Origin of the sequence: Streptomyces sp. DH10 (assembly GCF_029813805.1) — a bacterium.
GTDB lineage: Bacteria > Actinomycetota > Actinomycetes > Streptomycetales > Streptomycetaceae > Streptomyces > Streptomyces coeruleofuscus.
Window position 1 is genome coordinate 404,555 of the sequence record NZ_JARVKU010000002.1, and the last position, 18,917, is coordinate 423,471.

The window sequence follows — 18,917 nt, forward strand, 5'->3', positions numbered from 1 at the left end:
GCCACACCCCGATCTGCTCGCTTCTTCCTCTCCTGGGTCCCCCGCAGCTGAGTGGTCGCGTAGCCCGGAGCGGCCCGTGAACGGGGCCGGTCCGCCGTGGCCACAGCCGTCCGCCCGTGCGAGCCGCACCGCCCACCGCCGCCCGTCCACCGGGCACCGGTGGCCGCCGAGGGCCCGGGAGCAATGCTGTCCAGCTCCGTCCGGCATGCAATCCGACCGCACATCCGACGACAAGGAGAAACGAGACGTGAAACGTATCCCGCGCATGGCGGCCACCATGACGGCCGCCATGACGGCCGCCGTGACGGCGGCCTTCGCGATGGCGTGCGCATGGCCGGGCGCGGTGCAAGCCGCACCCGACCCGGAGCCCCAGAGGCAGTCCGCCGACGCCTCACCGCGCCTTCCCGACGGCTGGAGGATCACCGGCTCGGGCGGGACGGAGAAGCTGGAGTGGCGCTCACCCGGCCGGGTGCCGATGGGCGGTGCCCGGATCGAGTTCCGCAGTGGGGGCCGGCTGCTGGGGCATCCCGCGGCTGCCGCGGACGGGCGCACCCTCCGGTTTCCGCTGGACGGGGTACGTCTCGGGCAGGCGCGGGATCTGCGGGTCGAGGCCGCAGGACGGCGGCTGGACGCGGAGGGAACGGACGCCGGGCGCGCACGCGACCTCGAAGGCCCTTCGGCCGCGTCACCTCTGACGGGAACCCCGCCCGCGAACCCTGTGCACAAGATCGATCCCGGTGTCGCCGGAAAGTTCCGTACCGTCCAGGGCGAGTACTCCCTGCCGTCGGTGCACCTGCCGGGGCTGGACACACGGGTGGAGATGAAGGCCGTGGTCGTGGCGCCGGCCGGTGCCACGGGCCGCCGGCCGTTGGCGCTCTTCCTGCACGGACGCCATGACACCTGCTTCGACGCGGAAGGAACGCTGACCGCGGAGTGGCCGTGCGGCACCGGCAAGAAGCCGGTGCCGAGTTACCGCGGTCACCTGCACGACCAGAAGCTGCTGGCTTCCCAGGGCTACGTGACGGTGTCGGTCTCGGCCAACGGCATCAACGCCCAGGACGTGGTGAGGGCGGACGGCAGCGCAGGGTTCCGGTCGTCCCTGATACGGCTGCATCTGGGGCACTGGGCGGACTGGGCCGCCGACCCGTCCAAGGCACCGGCGGCCGTGCGCAAGGCGCCCCGAGCAGACCTGGCACGTGTGCTGCTGGTGGGGCACTCGCGAGGCGGTGAGGCCGTCAACCGGGCCGCTCTGGACAGCCTGTACCCGCCGCCCGCCGCGCTGGACGGCTACCGGGGCCGCGTCCGCTGGACGATTCGCGGCACCGTTCTGATAGCCCCCTCCGCCCTGGCCCAGAACCCCGTCCCCGACGTGCCGTCCATGACGATCCTGCCGGGCTGCGACGGCGACATGCCCAATCTGCAGGGCGAGACGTACGTCGACGGCACGCGTGGTGTCAGCCGCGGCACGGCCCTGCACAGCGCGGTCTACATGGTCGGCGCGAACCACAACTACTTCAACACCGAGTGGACTCCCGGCCAGGCCGCGGCCTTCGCAGAGGACGACTTCACCTACTCCGGCGACCACGACGACCGGTTGTGCTCGGAGGGTGCCAAGACCCGTCTGACCGCCAAGCAGCAGCAGAAGGCGGGATCCACCTACATCGCCGCCGCGGCCCGGCTGTTCATCGCCCGGGACGACCGGGCCCGCCCGTTGATCGACGGCTCCGGCGTGCGCGCCGCCTCCGCCGGGCCCGCCCAGGTCTACACCCATGCCCTCGGCGCCGGGCGCGGCGGAGCCTTCCTGCCGGCCCCCTCCGCCACGGTCGGCGGCGGCAGGCTGTGCGCCCAGGTGGACACGGACCCGGCCACCTCCTGCCTGCCGTCCCGCCTCCAAGATGCCTCGCCGCACTTCGCCCTTTGGGAGACGCAGAAGGAGCCCGGCCGCTACGCGCTGGCCATGAGCTGGACCAAGTCCGGCGCCGCCACCCGGCTCAGCCCCGCTCGCCCGGTCTCCCTGTCCGGCGCCAAGGCGCTGACCCTGCGGGTGATCGTGCCGCCCAACACCACCGGCACCCGGCTGGACGTGTCACTCACCGACGCATCCGGCAAGCGGGCCACTCTCGGCCGCGTCCGCGTCGACGGCCTGCCCGGCACCAGCCTGACGTCCTCGTACTGGGCGCGCGAAGTCCGCGTACCGCTGTCCGCCGCGGCCAGGGCCGGACTCGACCTGGCACACGTCAAGACCCTCCACCTCACCCCCCGCACCTCGTCCGGAAAGGCGTGGCTGCTGGACGCCTGGGGCTGGCGCCCCGGCACCCCCGCGGTCGAGCCGGCTCAACTCGTCCGCGTGGACGTCGGCCGTACGACCGTCAAGGAGGGCGGCCCCGGCACGCGCACCTATCAGGTGCCGGTGACGGTCTCCGGCAAGGGCAGCGGCCAGGTCCGGGTGTTCGTGGACGAGCCGGGACACAAGTACCCGGTCGTGCGCACGGTGACGGTTCGCCCGGGCGCGCCCGTCAACGTACGGATGACGGTGAAGGGCGACGACCGCTACGAGGACGAGGTCGACCGTCCGGTGTTCGTCAAGTCGGTCCATGGCGCGGTGGTCGGATCCCATCGCGGCAAGATCATCGTGGAGAACGACGACCCCAGGCCCACCATGCGAGTGACACCGGTCGCCGACCGCGTCACCGAGGGCAAACAACTGGTCTGGCGGATCAGCCTGTCCGCGGCAGCCGACGAACCCCTGTACGGAGACCTGTGGATCCGGCCCGTCCGCCGTGGCGCCGAGCTGTCCACCAAGGATGTCACTCCCTCGTGGCTGAAGGAGAACTTCGACGTCTCACCCGGTCCGCAGCGGGCGCTGTCGCGGCTGCCGGACGAACCTCGCCTGTCGTTCGAGATTCCCGCGGGCAGCCGGAGCGTCGACGTGAAGGTGCCCACCATCGCCGACCGGGTGACCGAGCCGGTCGAGTCCCTTCTGCTGCGGCTGAGCACGGCCGACGGCGACAAGGACGTCAAGGGGCCGGAGGCCACCGGCACGGTACGGGACGCGACATGACGCGGCTCAAGGCCACCGGCAAGGTACGGAACGCGACATGACGCGGCTCAACGGTCCCTCGGCGTCGTACGGCTGACCCCACAGGCAGCTGCACGCCGCAGGCATGGCGCCCCCACCTTCCACACGGGGGCCGGAGTCGCCTCCGGCGCAGGCCCCGGACCATGATCGGTCCGGGGCCTTTTGGCTGGTGCCCCGGCAGGATTCGAACCTGCGACATCCGCTTTAGGGGAGCGGCTGGGGTTTCCGGCTGGTGACCTGCGGCTTCATCGTTCGGGATAGGGGCACGGGGTGTGTCCGCGCCTCCCCGTGTTGACCGTGGCTGACCCCTGCATCTGGCACGACTGTGGCACGCGTCGACTCGCGTCAGTCCACTGGCTCAGACGCCTTCCAACTCACCGGCTCAGTGGCTTCTTGGCTTTGCAGCAGTTGCATGCAGCCGGGCATGAGCCGCTGGCGTTCTACCTCAAGGGTGGGGCCGACACCCCTACGCCATCCTTTGGTCGCATGTTCCCTCGTCTTGACGGCGGAACCGACTTCGACCCACGGATCGATCCTCGGCGGCCCCTGTGCCTGCGACTCTCGTAATCGAAACCGGCCGACCACCAGTCACCGAACCGAGGACCGCGCATGCAGCCGTTCCCACACGTCGAGGACACCGCAGCCGCTCGCCCCGGGCGGCTTTGCGCCGCATGGCAGGCGGCCCACAAGCCCGCTGCCGGAGTATCTCGGCGGATGCAACTAGTAGCCTACGCCGTGCCGTTAGCCGTCCTGCCATCCAGCATCTGGCGCCTGCCGGCCGTGTTCGACGATGGAATCGGGCTCGGCGAGAAGGCCTACATCGTCCTACTGTCGATCCTCTCCGAAGCCCTTGCGTTCACGGCGATCGGGCTGATCGCCGGTTGGGGCGAGGTGTTCCCGCGCTGGATGCCTTTCCTGCAGGGCCGCAGTGTCCCAACGAAGGCAACGGTGATCCCGGCAGCCATCGGTGCCACGATCCTCACGCTCATTACCGTCCTGTCCCTCGTCACCCAGGTCATGGGCACCACGATCCGAGGTGACGACCTGCCCGCCAACTCCCCCAGCGAGGTGGGCGGATGGGAGACCGCGTGGTTCTACGTCTGCTACGCGCCGCTGATTCTGTGGGGACCGCTGCTGGCCGTACTGACCGTCGCGTACTGGAAGCGCCGCGCGCCCCAGAACGTGCATGCGCGGGCCTGAGTGGCGTGGCGGAGAAGGAGTTCAGGTGGATCGGTGGGATCGGGTCGGGAGCGTCGCGGCGTATGGGGCAGCACTGGCACTGACGCCGTACTTGCTGATCAAGGTGTCGTGGGTGGTCGGTTCGCTCCTGGGGCTGCTGCCGGCCGGGACCGGGTTCGGCAAGGTGGAGTGGGCGGTGCTCAACAGCGCAACGATCGGTATGGCAGCGACCGGTATCGCGGTGGCGCTCGCGCTGGTACGGCCGTGGGGGATGCGCCTACCGGGAGCTCCGTTGGCTTTCTGCGCTTGGGTGGGCACGGGGTTCCTCGTCCCGGTGTTGCCGTACGCCGTCCTCAGTCCGCTGCTGGGCTCGGCGGATGGCAATCCGAAGAGTGAGGGTGACGCGGGCCCGTCGATGCCGGGCTGGGAGGCCGCGCTGGTTCAGATCGGCTTTGTAGGCATGGGGCTGGGTCTGGCCATCGCACTACCCACGTACTTGCGGCGACGCTGGCCGGACGCGTTCACGGGTCGGCTCGGCGACGGTGGAGTGGGTACGCCAAGGGTGCCGCCATGGATGGCCGTGGTCGGCGCCACCGTCGGTCTCATCTGGCTGTACTGGGCGGCGGGCGGCACCGCAGGTGTAATCCACCGCGGCGAGCGGGACCTCGCTTGGCACGTGCTGTCCGGAGTCTTCGGGCTCTGGGCGTTCGTGGCGTCCGCCGCCACCTGGGCTGCCGTCCGTGGCCGGCCCGCACGAGTACCTCGGTGGGGCCCCATGGTGCTCGGCTGGCTCGGCTCGGGCTCGTTGTTCGCCTGGAGCGGCTGGAAGCTTCCGTTCACCCTGTACCTGGCGGTCGCGCAACCGGCCGATGCGGCCCTGCCGGAAAGCCTCGCGCTCGCGGCACTCCTGCACTTTGCCGCGGTATGGACGGGCGCCGCGATGCTGCGAGCGCTCGTTCGTACGCGGCTGGTGTCATCGAACTCATAGCCGAACCTGTCCTCCGTGCGTCACTCGACAGGCTGAGCGCTTCAATGAACGAGGTCGAGCGACCGATCCCGACTGGATCACCCCAGGTCGAACGCGTTCGGCAGGCCGGCCTTGAAGCGGAAGTGGTCGTGGCGCTTGAGGCTCTCGAGCTCCGGCGGCCGGAACAGCGGGGTGACCGTGCAGCGCGGCGCACTCGAACCTGCTCGATCCAGAAGGGCATTGACCGCCTGACGGGCCGAGGCGTTCGCGCCCTCCATGGTGGCGAGGTCGATGTCCACGGCGACGTAATCCCCGGACAGGAAGAAGTTCGGGACCGTGGTCCTGGCCGATGGGCGGTTGTGCAGCGTGCCCACGGGGTGGATCAGCAGCTCGTCCTGGTTGGTCGGGTGCGGGGTGCCGATCCCGTCCACTCCGGGGTCCAGGAACCACGAGTGCAGCGTGCCGTCGCGCAGCACTGTCTTGCCGGTGTCGTTGAGTGCGTCCTTGAGCTGTGCCCACACCTCGCGTGCGACCTCCTCGCGGGTGCACTGTTTGGCCGTTTTGCCGTACAGGACGCCAGGCTTGTCCCACTCGGAGATATCCACCGACAGACACTCCTTGGCCACGCCGTCGCCGTAGTCGGCGGCGAAGTCACGCCCTGGCCAGTGCCGGGCCTGGGCGATCGCGGTCAGCGACCATGGCGAGTCGATGCAGTTGAAGTGGCCCTGTACCACGGGCGGCGTCTCGGTCAGATAGAACTGAAGGCCCGTCATCCAGTCCGTCTGCAGCTTGTCGCAGCGCGCCAACTGTGGGTCGGCAGCGCGTAATCCGGCACTCCAGGTGCGCCGCGCGTGCTCCACCGGCATGGCGGAGACATAGTGATCGGCGGTAATGGAGCGACGGACGCCGTCCGCATCCTCGATGACGGCCTCGGAGACCCGCCCGTCTCCGCCCAGCCTCACCTCGTGCACGGTCCAGCCGATGCGGAACTCCACGCCCAGGGAAGTGAGATGAGCCACCCAGGGGTCGATCCAGGCCTCATTGGTGGGTGCGTTGAGGATCCGGTCGGGTGGGCCGTCCGCACCCCGTCCGAGTGCGTTGAAAACGAAGGCCTCGCCGAGGGTGCCGACCGTGCGGGTGCTGGCCTCCTCAGCCTTGGTGGCGACGATGTTGCGGGTGACGCCGACCGCGAGGATGCGCTGGTACTCCTTCGACATCTGCCCGGCGCGTACGAAAGTCCACCAAGGGGTGGCTTCCCAGGTGGAGTTGCGGCGCGCGTCGCAACTGGTCAGGAAAACGACGGCGCGGTTCACGAAGTACGCGATCTCATGGAGAGGAAGATGGAATCCCGTCTCCAGGAGACCGGTGAGGGCGCGTCTGATGTCGTCGAGGGTGAGCTCGGCGGGCTCCTTCTCCCCGGGGATGGGTATCCGCAGATCCTCGCGGCCGTTGTTCCGCGCGAACATCATCTCCTTGGGTGCGATCAGGTTGTCCCAGACGCCGCCTGCGTTCCCGGGAAAGGGGATGCGCCGCATCGTGTCGGGGAGGTTGTGGTAAATCCCCGGGATGAAGCGGAACCCGTGCTCCGCGGGCAGTGGCTTGCGGCTTCCCTTCGCGCTGTCCGGTACGTCCATGGAGCGGGCCTTGCCGCCGAGCGCCCGACGCTCGTAGACGGTCACCGCGAAGCCCCGCTCGGCGAGTTCATGCGCCGCCGTCAGCCCGGCGACGCCACCGCCGAGCACGGCGACGGCCTGCTGCCGTCCCTGCGCCGGTGCCGCTGAAGCCGCCGTGCCGGTGCCCAGCGCCACCGCCCCGCTTGCGGCCGCGGCCCCCACGACAAAGGTGCGTCGCGTGCTGCCCGTTCGCCTCATGACCGGTCTCCCCTACCGTCGGTAACGCCTGCGGTCCGGCGGAGGAGCCTAAGGGAGCACCCCTCGACGCGGAAGGCATGGACATGACTGACGTGGGCATGCGCTCGAATGTGGCGCGTTTGCGTTGCCGGAGAGCCGGTCGCATCACCGCCAGGGGTGATCGAAGTGGCGTAGACGGCATGCCGCATCGCACGCCGCACAGGAACCGAGAAGCGTCGTCGACGGTGACGGAGCCGGGTGGCCAAGAGCCGGGTAGCGCAGGGTGGGGGATCGCACTCGGGTTCGTCCGGGCGCGGGGCGATTACACCGAGGCTGTGTAGGGCGCGGTTCACCTCGGGGTACTGGCCGCGCGACTCTTCCAGACGCCGTTGGAGTCCGCGATGCTGTCGCGGGCCTTGTCGAGGGATTCGTAGATCGCCGTGGTCCGCTGTTCGAACCTGGGAGGGCGCCGCCGGTGTCGGCGGTGCCCTGCTGAGCACGTGGACAGACGTCCGGCAAGGTGCGGCACCGGAGGATTCCGGCGCCGCACCTTCCGTTGGCGCGGTGGTGGCAGGCAGCGTTTCGATCAACGTTCTTCAACAATGAACCCCAGGTCGCTGACCTGGGGTTTTCATTGGAGCGGGTGACGAGAATCGAACTCGCGCTCTCAGCTTGGGAAGCTCAGGTGATCTAGGAGCCGCTGCTGGGCTGACCTGCGGCGGAGCCCCGACCCCGCGTGGGCTAGCGCTGAAGCGTTGCCCGGTGTTCACCGTAGTTCCCCGCCGGATCTGGCACGGTTCTGGCACGACACGTAACTCTGTGGCCGCAGTGCGGCGTCATGCCCGATGATTGGGCCCATGGATGCTGTCGTGCAGCGGGTGCACACGTCGTGGACGAAAAAGTCGCGCGGCGGTTCTGAAGCTGCTCGCAGAAACGCCGTCCCAACGGCCTTCTTGCTGCCCCCGGGCTTGAGTTCTGCCCTCCACGAGGTTGCCATGCGGGAGTCCGATTCCTTCGAGCCTCGTATACAGGTACGGGATCTATCGGCATCCGGGACGATCCTCCGCGAGGTCGATGGGTTGCTGCGCGTGGATCCGCCAGAGGTGAGCATGTTTGCCATGCCACGACGCAATCGGCGTCCACCTGCCGTTCGTCTGACTCCCGGCCAATGGCTGCAATGGCAGATCAACTACCGGTTCGTCGGCAGTTGTGACGGGGCTTGGTCCTATCGACTGGAAACGTTCAACGTCCTTTATGGCCCTGCGATGCCTGACGTGTTCCTGAGTGTGCCGACACGCCGTGTAGACGAGCGGCGGTCCCTGCGCTGAACTCCGCGGCACCAAACCGCAACGGCTCCGGAGGCCCCTTGACAGCGCGGCAGGTCACGGCCCTGTACGTGGCGGATCAGGCGGGACGAGTCCACGGATAGTCCACGGCTGGCTGAGCACCGCTTTAGCAGTTCGATCTATCCCTCACCCAGGTGGGGCCTGCCTTGTACATCGGTGCCACACGTGGCTGCTGCGTGTCGCCGCCGTCCGGGGTCGTTGATGTCAGCGGACAGCTCCGGCACCGGCAGGACTCCAAGCGCAAACACACGACTAGCGTCTCAGGCTTGTCATCCCTGCCGGGACCTGCCATGAGTTGGCGCGGCTGCCCTTCACCCACCGTCCGGTTCCTAGGAGAACTGCGGCCCGGCAAGTCAGAGGCTCACCGGGACGGGAGGCGCGGATCGTGTCGATGATCTGCCACATTGGCAGGAGCCATGTCTTCGCCTCGCCAGGCTCCAGACGGCAGACGCTCCCCTGCATCGTGAAGTCGACCGTTCGAACGCGAGATGGCGCACCGCCCCAGTAGGAGCGACGTCTGTCGGATATGCATGGCACGCGTACGCTCACGGGTCCACGCCCAGTGTTGCGTACGACCACACTGAATGCGTCGTGCACGTACGATTCGAACTCTGCGCCCTGGATGCGTTGAAGGTTCGTTGTCGTGCGATCGACAACCTCCGAGACGATGGACGGGACAGGATCCCTATCGTCATGGATCGCGATCGACAGTTCGCAGCGCACCCGGGCGCCGCTCAAGAAGTGGCTAGCGACTTGCCAACTGAGTGACACCGTAGACACGGCCAAGCTGAGAGCGGCGACAGCGAATGCCCCGGACGCGTCGGTCATTCCAGGATGATATGGGCGTCGGGGTCGAGACGGGCGACGTTTTTCCCGCTTCGTGTCACCTCGCTGGCATGGCGGTAGCACCAGGCACCACAGTGCGGAACGCCTTGTCACCCGTATCCATCAGCTACCCGTTCGGGCTCTCTCCGCGACAGGCGCGAGTCGTGGGCGTGTTGGGGGTGACGACTTGGTGGCCAACACGCTTTCCAACTGTGTTGGGGCCTGCTGGGGTGTGTGCGGGGCGTTCACCTGGGTTCATGGGCGACTGACTGCCAGGACGTGTGCGCGGGCGGGTCTCCCTTGAACGAGCGTGAACGTTGCGGAACGAGACGGAAACTGGGACGGACGCGCATAACTGGGGTGACGATTGGCTGCGGCCGGCGCTAACGTGCGGCGGTGATCAGCAATGAGGGAGTACGACTGGGTGCGGAGGCCGCACGCCGCCTGGCACAGACAGGCCTCTGTGAGTTCGAGCCGGGGCTGACGGACGCCGAGTTCACGCGCATCGAGGGCGACTACGGCTTCGAGTTCGCGGACGATCACCGAGCATTCCTTGCGGCCGGGCTCCCGGTCAACGTCCCTCCCGAGGACGGGCAGACCTGGTCCAGGCCCTGGCCGGAGTGGCGCGGCGGCGATTTGGACAGCTTGCGTCGACAGCTCGACTGGCCGGTCGAGGGTGTTCTGCTCGACGTTGAGCACAACGGGTTCTGGTACGAGGGCTGGGGTGAGCGTCCAGTCGACGGGACGGCGGCACTGGCTACGGCCCGGCATCATCTGGCGGAGGCGCCGGTGCTGGTGCCCGTGTATGCCCACCGATACCTGCCTGCCGGCCGGGGAGGCTTCGGGCATCCGGTGCTCTCGATGTGGCAGACCGACATCATCTACTACGGCCTGGACCTGGCCGACTACATGCATCAGGAGTTCGACGAGGCGCGGAGCGGGGTCGACGATGGCTGGAGCCCGCGAGCGACGGCCCCCTTCTGGCGGGACCTTCTCTAACCCGGGCATGCTGCGGGCGCCCTGAGATTGGGAAGCTGCGGGCATGTGCGGTTCGTCTGGGCTCTGACCTGTGCGTACGGCTACGGTGAGGCCCCGCGGGGATGGGTCGCTTTCACCGTGGTTCCCCGCTGTTCCCCGTCGTTTCTGGTGCGGTAGTGGTGCACGTCGTGACGTCGCTGGCACCTACTCGTTATCGGTGTCAGAGGCGGGAAGGATGGCCGCCGTGACCGCCCGCGTTGATGTCAGAGGTGGACGTCAAAGGCCCCGGACCATGATCGGTCCGGGGCCTTTTGGCTGGTGCCCCCGGCAGGATTCGAACCTGCGACACCCGCTTTAGGAGAGCGGTGCTCTATCCCCTGAGCTACGAAGGCAGTGGCATCGGACGCAAGCAGCGGCGTGCCTGTGGTCTGGGAGGACCACAGGCGTCAGCGTACCGGATACGGGTCGGGTGGGTGTGGGGGTCAGGCCAGGGGGACATGGGTGAAGCGGCCGGCGGTGTGGAGGTCCGACTCGATGCGGGTGGCCGTTGCGGTCAGTTCGGGGAGCAGGTCCGTTACGCACTCCCGCAGAGAGTGGCGGCTCGCGTGCATCGCTGTGTTCAGGGCGGCCACCACCCTTCCGGACCGGTCGCGGACCGGGACCGCGAGGGAGCGGAGGCCCTCCTCCAGTTCCTCGTCGACCAGGGCGTAGCCCTGGGAGCGGATCGAGGCCAGACCGGGTTGTGTGTCGTCGCGTGTGTCCGCCAGCAGGACGCGGCCCAGTGCCGTCGCGTGCGCGGGCAGGCGCGTGCCCACCGTGATGTTCACGCTCATCACCCGGCCCGTCGTCACCCGGGCCGTGCACTGGATCTCCTCGCCCGACTCCGAGAGCACCGCCAGCGACGTCGACTCGTGGATGCGGGACGTCAGGTCGGACAGGTGGGGCTGGGCGATCTCGGGCAGGGACGTGCGGGAGAGGGGTGGGAAGCCCAGGGAGAGGACCCGGGGGGTCAGGGTGAAGGTGCGGGGGCTGGGGGTGGTCACCAGGTCCAGGTGTTCGTAGGTGATGAGTGCGCGGCGGGCCGTCGCCCTGGCCAGGCCCGTCGCCTGGGCCACCTCCGTGAGGGTCAGCTCCGGCCTGCCCTCGCCGAAGGCCGTGAGGACCGTCAGGCCCCGGGCCAGGGATTCGATGAAGTCGCGGCCCAGCCGCTGCTTGGACGCGCCCGTCCAGAGAGCGAGGTTCGAGGGGGGCGGGCCGGGCTCCGGGGGTGGCGTGCGGTGCAGTTCGCGTTCCATCTCCGTCACCGCCGAGCGCAGTCTCGGAAGCAAGGTGGTGCGCAGGTCGCGTGCTGTGTGCCGGCTCGTGTGGCTGACCACGCTCGCCACGCAGGCGATCTTTCCGCGGTCGCCTGTGTGCGGGGACCGGACCGGTACCGAGACCGCCACCAGGCCCGGTTCGATCAGTTGGTCGTCCAGGGCCCAGCCGTTCGCTGCCGCTTCTTCCGTGCGGGCGACGAAGGCCTCGTCGTCTCGTTCGCCCGCTCCGTACTTGCGTGGCGGTACGGCCGTGAAGGACAGGTCCCTCGGGTCCGACGCCCTGCGGTCCCGCCAGTGCCGCCAGTCGGTGTCGGTCCACTCCGTCGCGAACAGCGGGCCCGGCGCGGTGCGTTCGGCGGGGAGCAGGTCGCCGATGCGGAAGCTCAGGGACATCGCGCGGCGGCGGGTCGCCTGGTGGATGAAGCGGATGCCGTCGCGGTCGGCGACCGCGAGGGAGACCGACTCGTCCAGTTCGTCGGCCAGGGCGTCCGCCCGGGCGGAGAGGAGGGCGGGGAGGCGCAGCGCCGAGAGGTAGGAGTTGCCCAGTTCCATCAGGCGCGGGGTCAGGTGCACGTCCCTGCCGTCCAAGCGGACGTAGTCCATGCGGGCGAGGGTGGCCGTGATGCGGTCGACCGTGGAACGGGCGAGACCGGTGGCCCGTTCCAGGGCGCTGAGGCTCAGCGTGCCGTCCGCCTCGGTCAGTTCCCGCAGGACCGCGATGCCGCGGATCAGCGGCGTGACCGCCTCGGCGGGTGCCCCCGTCCTCCCGCCGGCCGGCGCCTCCTTCGGGCTGGCCGGCGGGGTCGCCCCCTCCCCGTCGGCCGGTGGGGTCGCCTCCTTCCCGTCGGCCGGTGGGGTCGCCCCCTTCCCGTCGGCCGGTGGGGTCGCCCCCTTCCCGTCGGCCGGTGGGGTCGCCCCCTCCCCGTCAGCCGGTGGGGTCGCCCGCTCATCGTCATTCGTGGGCTTGGCTTGCATCGGCTCTCCGTTACGGCGGTCGCGGCAGGCCTACCGTAATCCTGAATCGGCGGTCTGCCTGTGTGCTGATCGCCCCGGTGCCTCCTCTACCTCCTCGCAGCCGCTGCCTACTCCCGCGTCACCCGCACCCGGTGGTCACCCGCCGGATCCGCCCCCGCCACCCTGATCGTGACCCCTCTCCGCGGATCCCTGAACGTCTCCCCGGGCCTGAACGGCGCGTCGGACAGCTCCGCGTGGACGTTCGGCGCGCGCGTGCAGCCGCCGCTGTCGCGGCGGGAGTCGAGGACGGTGACCGGGCCCATGCCCGTGTCCACCTCGGCGTCGACCTTGTAGATCAGGACGCCCGGGCGGCACACCGACTCGTCGTTGCCGCCGCGGGTGCGCAGTTCGACGGCGTAGCCGGATCTGCTGTCCAGGGGGACGAAGACCAGTTTGGAGCCGCCCGCGCGGGCCAGCGGCGTCAGGGTGTACTCCGTGGTGCCGGGGGCCGACACGCAGTGCACCTGCGCGGCGTCCAGCCAGCCCAGCTTCCACTTGTGCCAGCCGAGGAGGTCGTTGTTGGCGCCCCAGTCCTCGCTCATGATGTCCCAGTGGCCGACCGCGCCCCCGCCCTCCGCGGTGTACAGGTCGGGCAGGCCGAAGACGTGGCCGTTCTCGTGGGGGAGGACCCGGTAGCCGGTGCGGCCGTAGGAGCCGGAGCCGTCGTCCTGGCGGGAGTAGACGAAGGAGGCGTTGGCCACGGGTATGCCGTCGGCTCTCGGGGCCTCGGGGTTGCCGGCGAAGGTGACCGAGAGGACGGTGTCGAGGGCGGAGGGGCCCGCGTTCGGGGTGACCAGCACGTTCAGCAGGTCGTATGCGCGGAAGTCCACCTTCGGGTCGGCCGCGGCCACGAGGTCCTGGACCAGTGCGCGGTAGCCGGGGTCGAAGGGGGCGCCGCGCTCTATGCCGTACTCGTGGAAGGACTTCGGCATCCGCAGCCACTCCGGGATCGGGGTCTCGGGGCGGTAGTCGAGGCGGCCGTAGGAGCTGGTGCGGAACCAGTGCCGGGTCTGCGGGAAGAACTCCCGGTAGCGGTCCAGGGCCTTGCCCTCGCCGGGTGCGTCGGAGAAGTCGATCATCAGGGTGAGGGCGCGGACGGTGCCGGTGGAGCGGGCGTAGCCGGCGGTGGTGGGGATGCCCTCGGACATCTGGATCTCGCGGGCGCCGCGGATCATGCAGGGGGCGTGCGCGGAGGTGCGGGACAGCGAGATCGGGCCCGCTCCGGCCGTGCCGGCGCCCGGGGCGAGGTGGCCGGTGCCGGCCGAGGTGCTGACCGTGAAGGTCAGGGCGGTCACGCAGGCGACAGCGGCCAGACGCCGCCGGGGTATCCGGCGGCCGGGCGGCCCCGAGCCGTACGACCGGGGGCGCTGGGGCTGCGGCTGCATGCAAGGGACCTCCCGCGCCACGGCAGCCTCCGGTCTCCGGCTGCACCCATGCGATCACCCTGCGTCGGGGGGTGTGGGGGGCGCGCGTTGGAGGAGACCGATCGTGGGTTTCCAGTCAGTAGCGGCGGTCCTGCCGGAACCGTGACCCAGGTCACAGATAAAAAGCCCGGGTGCGGGAAATACCGGGGATCCAGTCCCCGTTTAGCCATGTGTCCGACTGAAGCGGGGAGCCTCTCCCCGGATCGCATCACCGCACACTCAGACCAACCAGGAGTACGCCGTGCAGACCGCCACCCCCGCACCGCGCAAGGCGCCCCGGCCCCGTGCCGACGCCCTGCGCAACCGGGAGCGGATCGTCACCGCCGCCCGGGAGATGTTCGTCGAGCACGGCCCAGAGGTGCCGCTCGACGACATCGCCCGCCGGGCCGGCGTGGGCAACGCCACGGTGTACCGCAACTTCCCGGACCGCGACGCGCTCGTACGCGAGGTCGTCTGCTCCGTGCTGGACCGTACGGTCGCGGCGGGCGAGCTCGCGCTCGCGGAGACCGGGGACGCCTTCGATGCCCTGGAGCGCTTCGTGCACACCTCCGCCGACGAGCGGATCAGCGCGCTGTGCCCGATGGTCTCGAGCACGTTCGACGAGAACCACCCCGACCTGGAAGCGGCGCGCGAGCGCGTGGAGCGGATTCTCCAGGAGGTCATGGACCGCGCCAAGGCGGCCGGCCAGCTCCGCCCCGATGTCGGCGTCGGTGACGTGATGGTCGCCGTGGCCCAGCTCAGCCGGCCCCCGGCCGGCACGGCGTGCTTCAGCGCCGACCCGTTCGTACACCGTCATCTTCAGCTGTTCCTGGACGGACTGCGGGCCCCGGCCCGTTCCGCCCTGCCGGGCACGGCAGTGACCATGGAGGACCTCCGCCAAGCCTGACCGATCAGTTCCGGGCGCCGCCCGACTCAGTCACCACACACAGATCACGGCCGTACAGCTCGCGGCCGCACACAGCACACGGCCACACAGCTCACGGCCACGCCGGTCGCCGAGTCGTCCTCAACAACACCCTTTTCATCACTTTCCGTCACTTTTTTCCGTCACCTTGTCCCGAAGTGGGTACCTCCATGTCTGAAACAGCCTCAAAGGCACTCGGCGCCCCGGCGGCCTCGCCGGACGCCGGCCGCTGGAAAGCGCTCGTCTTCATCGCGCTGGCCCAGCTGATGGTCGTGCTGGACGCCACCATCGTGAACATCGCCCTGCCCTCCGCCCAGCAGGACCTGGGCATCTCCGACGGCAACCGGCAGTGGGTCGTCACGGCCTACGCCCTCGCCTTCGGCGGTCTGCTCCTGTTCGGCGGCCGGATAGCCGACCTGTGGGGCCGCAAGAAGGCCTTCGTGGTGGGCCTGGGCGGCTTCGCCGTGGCCTCCGCGCTGGGCGGTGCGGCCACCAACGAGGCGATGATGTTCGGCGCCCGAGCGCTCCAGGGTGTCTTCGGAGCCCTGCTCGCCCCCGCCGCGCTCTCCCTGCTCGCCGTGATGTTCACCGATGCCAAGGAGCGCGCCAAGGCGTTCGGCATCTACGGCGCGATCGCCGGCGGCGGCGGTGCCGTCGGTCTGATCCTGGGCGGCTTCCTCACCGAGTACCTGGACTGGCGCTGGACGTTCTTCGTGAACATCCCGTTCGCCATCGTCGCCGCGGCCGGTGCGTACTTCGTCATCCGTGAGCCGGAGGGCGGCCGCAACCGCTCCCCGCTCGACATCCCGGGCGTGGTCCTGTCCACCCTCGGTCTGGTCGCCCTGGTCTACGGCTTCACCCGCGCCGAGTCCGAGGGCTGGAGCGACTCCGTGACGGTCGGCATGTTCGTGGCCTCCGCCGTCCTGCTCGCGACGTTCGTGATCGTCGAGTCCAGGGTGAAGGCCCCGCTGCTGCCGCTGCGCGTGATCACCGAGCGCAACCGCGGTGGTGTCTACCTCTCCCTCGGTCTCGCGATCATCGCGATGTTCGGTCTGTTCCTCTTCCTGACCTACTACCTCCAGATCGTGAAGGGGTACTCGCCGGTCAAGACCGGGTTCGCGTTCCTGCCGATGATCGTGGGCATGATCACGGGTTCCACCCAGATCGGCACCCGCCTGATGACCCGGGTCGCGCCGCGCCTGCTGATGGGCCCCGGCTTCCTGGTCGCCGCGCTCGGCATGCTGCTGCTGACCCGGCTGGAGATCGGCTCGTCGTACGCGGCCCTGCTGCTGCCGGCGATGCTCCTGCTCGGCCTGGGCATGGGTACGGCGTTCATGCCGGCCATGTCGCTGTCCACGCAGGGCGTGGAGCCGCGGGACGCCGGTGTCGCCTCCGCGATGGTCAACACCTCGCAGCAGGTGGGCGGCGCGATCGGTACGGCGCTGCTGAACACCATCGCCGCCTCGGCGACCACGGCGTACGTCGCCGACCACATCGCCGGGGCGACCAGCCGGTCCCAGCAGCAGCTGGTCCAGCTGGAGGCCATGGTGGAGGGCTACACGAGCGCCATCTGGTTCGCCGTCGGCATCCTCGTCGTGGCCGCCGCGATCGCCCTGACCTTCGTCAACGCCGGCCGCCCGGGCAGCACCGCCGTGACCGGCTCCGGTTCCGGCGAGGGCGCGGCGGACGAGGTGCCGGTCCCGGTCGTCGCCCACTGACGCCCTCCCGGTGACGGCCGTCCCCCACTGACGGCCGTACCCGGAAACACCCCCTTCGGGCCGCCCGTAACACCCCTTCGGGCCCTCCGCAGGTACGAGGAGGGGACGCCTCGTACCTACGGATTCCAGGACCTGCCCTGGCTCAGCGGAGCCAGGGCAGGTCCGCACCCGCTTCGGCGGGCTGGAGTCCCTCGGCGATGATCCGCATGATCTCGCCGAGGGACTTCTGCTGTTCCGGGGTGAGCCGGTCGAAGACCGCCTGGCGTACGGCCTCGACATGGCCCGGCGCGGTCTGCCGCAGCACCTCGTAGCCCTGGTCCGTGAGCACGGCGAACTGGCCCCGCTTGTCGTCGGGGCAGTCCTCGCGGTGCACCCAGCCGTTCTTCTCCAGGCGCGCGATGGCGTGCGAGAGGCGGGAGCGGGTGATCTTCGCCAGCATGGCGAGCTCCGTCATCCGCAGCCGCCGCCTCGGCGCCTCGGCGAGCTTGACCAGAAGGCCGTAGTAGACGTGCGGCATGCCCGCGTCGCGCTGGAGCTGACGGTCGAGATGGTCGTCGAGGAGGGTGACGCCCTCCATGAACGAGCGCCATACGCGCTGCTCATCCTGGGTGAGCCAGCGCGGTTCCGGAGGCTCTGCCGCGGAGCCTGGTGCCGATGCGGATGCGGGTGCCTTCATGTCTTCCACTCTACGTGGCCCCTCCTTGAACTTTAAACAAATGGCCCGTACAGTTTTGTTAGGGAACCATGTTTTGGAAGGAGCCGCAGCATGTCCGCCGCCACCCAGGAGCGCATGCCCGCTCTGTACCTGAGCCACGGCGCCCCGCCGCTGGCCGACGACCCGGTCTGGCCCGGTGAACTGGCCGCTTGGTCGGCCGGGCTGCCGCGCCCCCGGGCGATCCTGATGGTCTCCGCCCACTGGGAGGAGGCCCCGCTCGCCATCGGCGCCACCGAGACCGTCCCGCTCGTCTACGACTTCTGGGGCTTCCCGGAGCACTACTACCGGGTGACCTACGAGGCCCCCGGCGCACCGGAGCTCGCCGAGTCGGTACGGAAGCTGCTGCGCGCCCCCGGCGTGCCGGTCCAGGACGTCCCCGACCGGGGCCTCGACCACGGGGCGTACGTCCCGCTCGTCGAGATGTACCCGGAGGCCGACATCCCGGTCCTCCAGGTCTCCATGCCGACGCTCGACCCGGTCCGGCTCATGGAGATCGGCCGCAGGCTCGCCCCCTTGCGGGACGAGGGCGTGCTCATCGTCGGCTCCGGCTTCTTCACCCACAACCTGGCCGCGCTCCGGCAGGGCGGCATCCCCGCCTGGTCGGTGGAGTTCGACGACTGGGGCCGGCGGGCGCTTCAGGCGAGTGACGTGGACGCCCTGCTCGACTTCACCCGCAAGTCGCCCGCGGGGCAGCTCGCCCACCCGCGCACGGAGCACTTCGCCCCGCTGTTCGTGACCATGGGTGCGGCCGACGCCGCCGGCGAGCTGGACGCGCACGAGTCGGTGATCGACGGCTTCTGGATGGGGCTGGCGAAACGGTCGGTGCAGTTCGGCTGAGCAGCCGGCGGACGCGGCCCCGGATCACCCCGAGCGCCGCCCACGGAAGCCGGGCCTACAGGGGCTTCTCGTACCAGGCCACGTCCCAGTAGCGGCCGAACTTGCGGCCGACCTCCCGGTAGGTGCCGACGTACCGGAAGCCGAAGCGCTCGTGCAGCCGGGCCGACGCCTCGTTCGGCTGGGCGATGCCCGCGTAGGCGCGGTGCAGGTCCTCGCCGGACAGTGCCTCGAAGAGGGCCTTGTAGAGGAGGGTCCCGATGCCGCGGCGGCCGGTGTGCGGGGCGACGTACACCGTCGTCTCCACGGAGGTCGTGTAGGCGGGCTTCGCGCGGAAAGGGCTCGATGTGGCGTACCCCAGAATCCGCTGTGAGTCCAGGGTCGTGGCAACCATCAGGCGGTAAGGGCCGTCTTCAGGGTGGGAGAGCAGCCAAGGGCGGCGCTCTTCCGGAGTGAAGATCGCGGTATCGAATGTGATCGCCGTCTCACGAACATAGTGGTTGTAGAGAGCCGTGAGGGCCTCGAGGTCGTCCTCGACTCCCGGTCTGACCTGCACCTCTGTAGGTTCCGACGGCATCTCGCCTCCTCGAGCAGCCCGACAGGGTACTGCATGATCAGAAAATTCGGGGGGTGGGTTGGGAATTCTGTCCTGATTCCAGTCGTTGTTTCCATCGGATGCAGGGCACCCGAGGAGAGTCCGGAGAGTCCCGGAGACGGAGTCCAGCGTCCGAAGGACCACCCGCTGACCTCATCATCGCAAGGGAGCAC

13 protein-coding genes and 2 tRNA genes are annotated in these 18,917 nt (G+C 69.5%); 8 read left to right on the forward strand and 7 right to left on the reverse strand.

The genetic code is table 11. The features are described from left to right. Positions 1-277 precede the first annotated feature (277 nt). Positions 278-3,061, forward strand: coding sequence for a hypothetical protein (locus QC385_RS05480; RefSeq protein WP_443032846.1), 2,784 nt, complete (start codon positions 278-280; stop codon positions 3,059-3,061). A 185-nt stretch (positions 3,062-3,246) separates the two neighbouring features. On the opposite strand, the gene QC385_RS05485 is transcribed toward QC385_RS05480, so the two are convergent. Then, positions 3,247-3,323 (reverse strand) — tRNA-Arg (locus QC385_RS05485). Between the two features lie 365 nt (positions 3,324-3,688). On the opposite strand from QC385_RS05485, the gene QC385_RS05490 reads away from it, so the two are divergent. Further along, complete coding sequence (locus QC385_RS05490) at positions 3,689-4,279, forward strand: hypothetical protein (RefSeq protein WP_279540120.1); 591 nt, start codon at positions 3,689-3,691, stop codon at positions 4,277-4,279. Between the two features lie 25 nt (positions 4,280-4,304). Beyond that, complete coding sequence (locus tag QC385_RS05495) at positions 4,305-5,246, forward strand: hypothetical protein (protein ID WP_279540121.1); 942 nt, start codon at positions 4,305-4,307, stop codon at positions 5,244-5,246. Between the two features lie 77 nt (positions 5,247-5,323). On the opposite strand, the gene QC385_RS05500 is transcribed toward QC385_RS05495, so the two are convergent. Further along, positions 5,324-7,096, reverse strand: coding sequence for a hydroxysqualene dehydroxylase (locus QC385_RS05500; protein WP_279540122.1), 1,773 nt, complete (start codon positions 7,094-7,096; stop codon positions 5,324-5,326). Between the two features lie 836 nt (positions 7,097-7,932). Here QC385_RS05500 and QC385_RS05505 point away from each other — a divergent pair. Together QC385_RS05505 and QC385_RS05510 are read left to right on the forward strand one after the other, a co-directional pair. Next, on the forward strand, positions 7,933-8,403 hold the full coding sequence (locus tag QC385_RS05505; RefSeq protein ID WP_279540123.1) for a hypothetical protein: 471 nt from the start codon (positions 7,933-7,935) through the stop codon (positions 8,401-8,403). Between the two features lie 1,239 nt (positions 8,404-9,642). Continuing rightward, complete coding sequence (locus tag QC385_RS05510; RefSeq protein ID WP_279540124.1) at positions 9,643-10,245, forward strand: hypothetical protein; 603 nt, start codon at positions 9,643-9,645, stop codon at positions 10,243-10,245. 295 nt (positions 10,246-10,540) lie between these two features. Here the strand turns inward: QC385_RS05510 and QC385_RS05515 are convergent. The 3 genes from QC385_RS05515 to QC385_RS05525 form a co-directional block, all read right to left on the reverse strand. Continuing rightward, a tRNA-Arg gene (locus tag QC385_RS05515) sits at positions 10,541-10,616 on the reverse strand. A 90-nt stretch (positions 10,617-10,706) separates the two neighbouring features. Further along, positions 10,707-12,515, reverse strand: a complete 1,809-nt coding sequence (locus QC385_RS05520) for an IclR family transcriptional regulator domain-containing protein (protein ID WP_279540125.1) — start codon at positions 12,513-12,515, stop codon at positions 10,707-10,709. A 107-nt stretch (positions 12,516-12,622) separates the two neighbouring features. Beyond that, positions 12,623-13,939 carry a M6 family metalloprotease domain-containing protein gene (locus tag QC385_RS05525; protein ID WP_279540126.1) on the reverse strand — a complete coding sequence of 439 codons (1,317 nt, stop codon included), beginning with the start codon at positions 13,937-13,939 and terminating at the stop codon, positions 12,623-12,625. A gap of 280 nt (positions 13,940-14,219) precedes the next feature. Here QC385_RS05525 and QC385_RS05530 point away from each other — a divergent pair, with 280 nt between their 5' ends. Both QC385_RS05530 and QC385_RS05535 read left to right on the forward strand, forming a co-directional pair. Then, entirely contained in the window at positions 14,220-14,864 is a 645-nt protein-coding gene (locus QC385_RS05530) for a TetR/AcrR family transcriptional regulator (protein WP_279540127.1), read from the forward strand. Between the two features lie 188 nt (positions 14,865-15,052). Further along, a complete protein-coding gene (locus QC385_RS05535) occupies positions 15,053-16,600 on the forward strand; it encodes an MFS transporter (RefSeq protein WP_279540128.1) in 1,548 nt (515 codons plus the stop codon). A gap of 142 nt (positions 16,601-16,742) precedes the next feature. Here the strand turns inward: QC385_RS05535 and QC385_RS05540 are convergent, their stop codons facing one another. Next, the gene (locus QC385_RS05540) at positions 16,743-17,276 is read right to left on the reverse strand and encodes a MarR family winged helix-turn-helix transcriptional regulator (protein ID WP_193504794.1); all 534 of its coding nucleotides are present in this window, start codon (positions 17,274-17,276) and stop codon (positions 16,743-16,745) included. 90 nt (positions 17,277-17,366) lie between these two features. Here QC385_RS05540 and QC385_RS05545 point away from each other — a divergent pair, with 90 nt between their 5' ends. Continuing rightward, the gene (locus QC385_RS05545; protein WP_279540129.1) at positions 17,367-18,152 is read left to right on the forward strand and encodes a dioxygenase family protein; all 786 of its coding nucleotides are present in this window, start codon (positions 17,367-17,369) and stop codon (positions 18,150-18,152) included. A gap of 55 nt (positions 18,153-18,207) precedes the next feature. Here the strand turns inward: QC385_RS05545 and QC385_RS05550 are convergent, their stop codons facing one another. Beyond that, positions 18,208-18,726 (reverse strand): GNAT family N-acetyltransferase, encoded by a 519-nt coding sequence (locus QC385_RS05550; RefSeq protein WP_279540130.1) that lies wholly within the window; start codon positions 18,724-18,726, stop codon positions 18,208-18,210. Between the last annotated feature and the right edge of the window lie 191 nt (positions 18,727-18,917).

Excerpts from the sequence above, each read along its gene's own strand:
- QC385_RS05480 (WP_443032846.1), top strand. The coding sequence starts at position 278 with ATGACGGCCGCCATGACGGCCGCCGTGACGGCGGCCTTCGCGATGGCG.
- QC385_RS05490 (WP_279540120.1), top strand. The coding sequence starts at position 3,689 with ATGCAGCCGTTCCCACACGTCGAGGACACCGCAGCCGCTCGCCCCGGG.
- QC385_RS05500 (WP_279540122.1), bottom strand. The coding sequence starts at position 7,096 with ATGAGGCGAACGGGCAGCACGCGACGCACCTTTGTCGTGGGGGCCGCG.
- QC385_RS05505 (WP_279540123.1), top strand. The coding sequence starts at position 7,933 with ATGGATGCTGTCGTGCAGCGGGTGCACACGTCGTGGACGAAAAAGTCG.
- QC385_RS05520 (WP_279540125.1), bottom strand. The coding sequence starts at position 12,515 with ATGCAAGCCAAGCCCACGAATGACGATGAGCGGGCGACCCCACCGGCT.
- QC385_RS05525 (WP_279540126.1), bottom strand. The coding sequence starts at position 13,939 with ATGCAGCCGCAGCCCCAGCGCCCCCGGTCGTACGGCTCGGGGCCGCCC.
- QC385_RS05535 (WP_279540128.1), top strand. The coding sequence starts at position 15,053 with ATGTCTGAAACAGCCTCAAAGGCACTCGGCGCCCCGGCGGCCTCGCCG.
- QC385_RS05540 (WP_193504794.1), bottom strand. The coding sequence starts at position 17,276 with ATGAAGGCACCCGCATCCGCATCGGCACCAGGCTCCGCGGCAGAGCCT.
- QC385_RS05545 (WP_279540129.1), top strand. The coding sequence starts at position 17,367 with ATGTCCGCCGCCACCCAGGAGCGCATGCCCGCTCTGTACCTGAGCCAC.
- QC385_RS05550 (WP_279540130.1), bottom strand. The coding sequence starts at position 18,726 with ATGCCGTCGGAACCTACAGAGGTGCAGGTCAGACCGGGAGTCGAGGAC.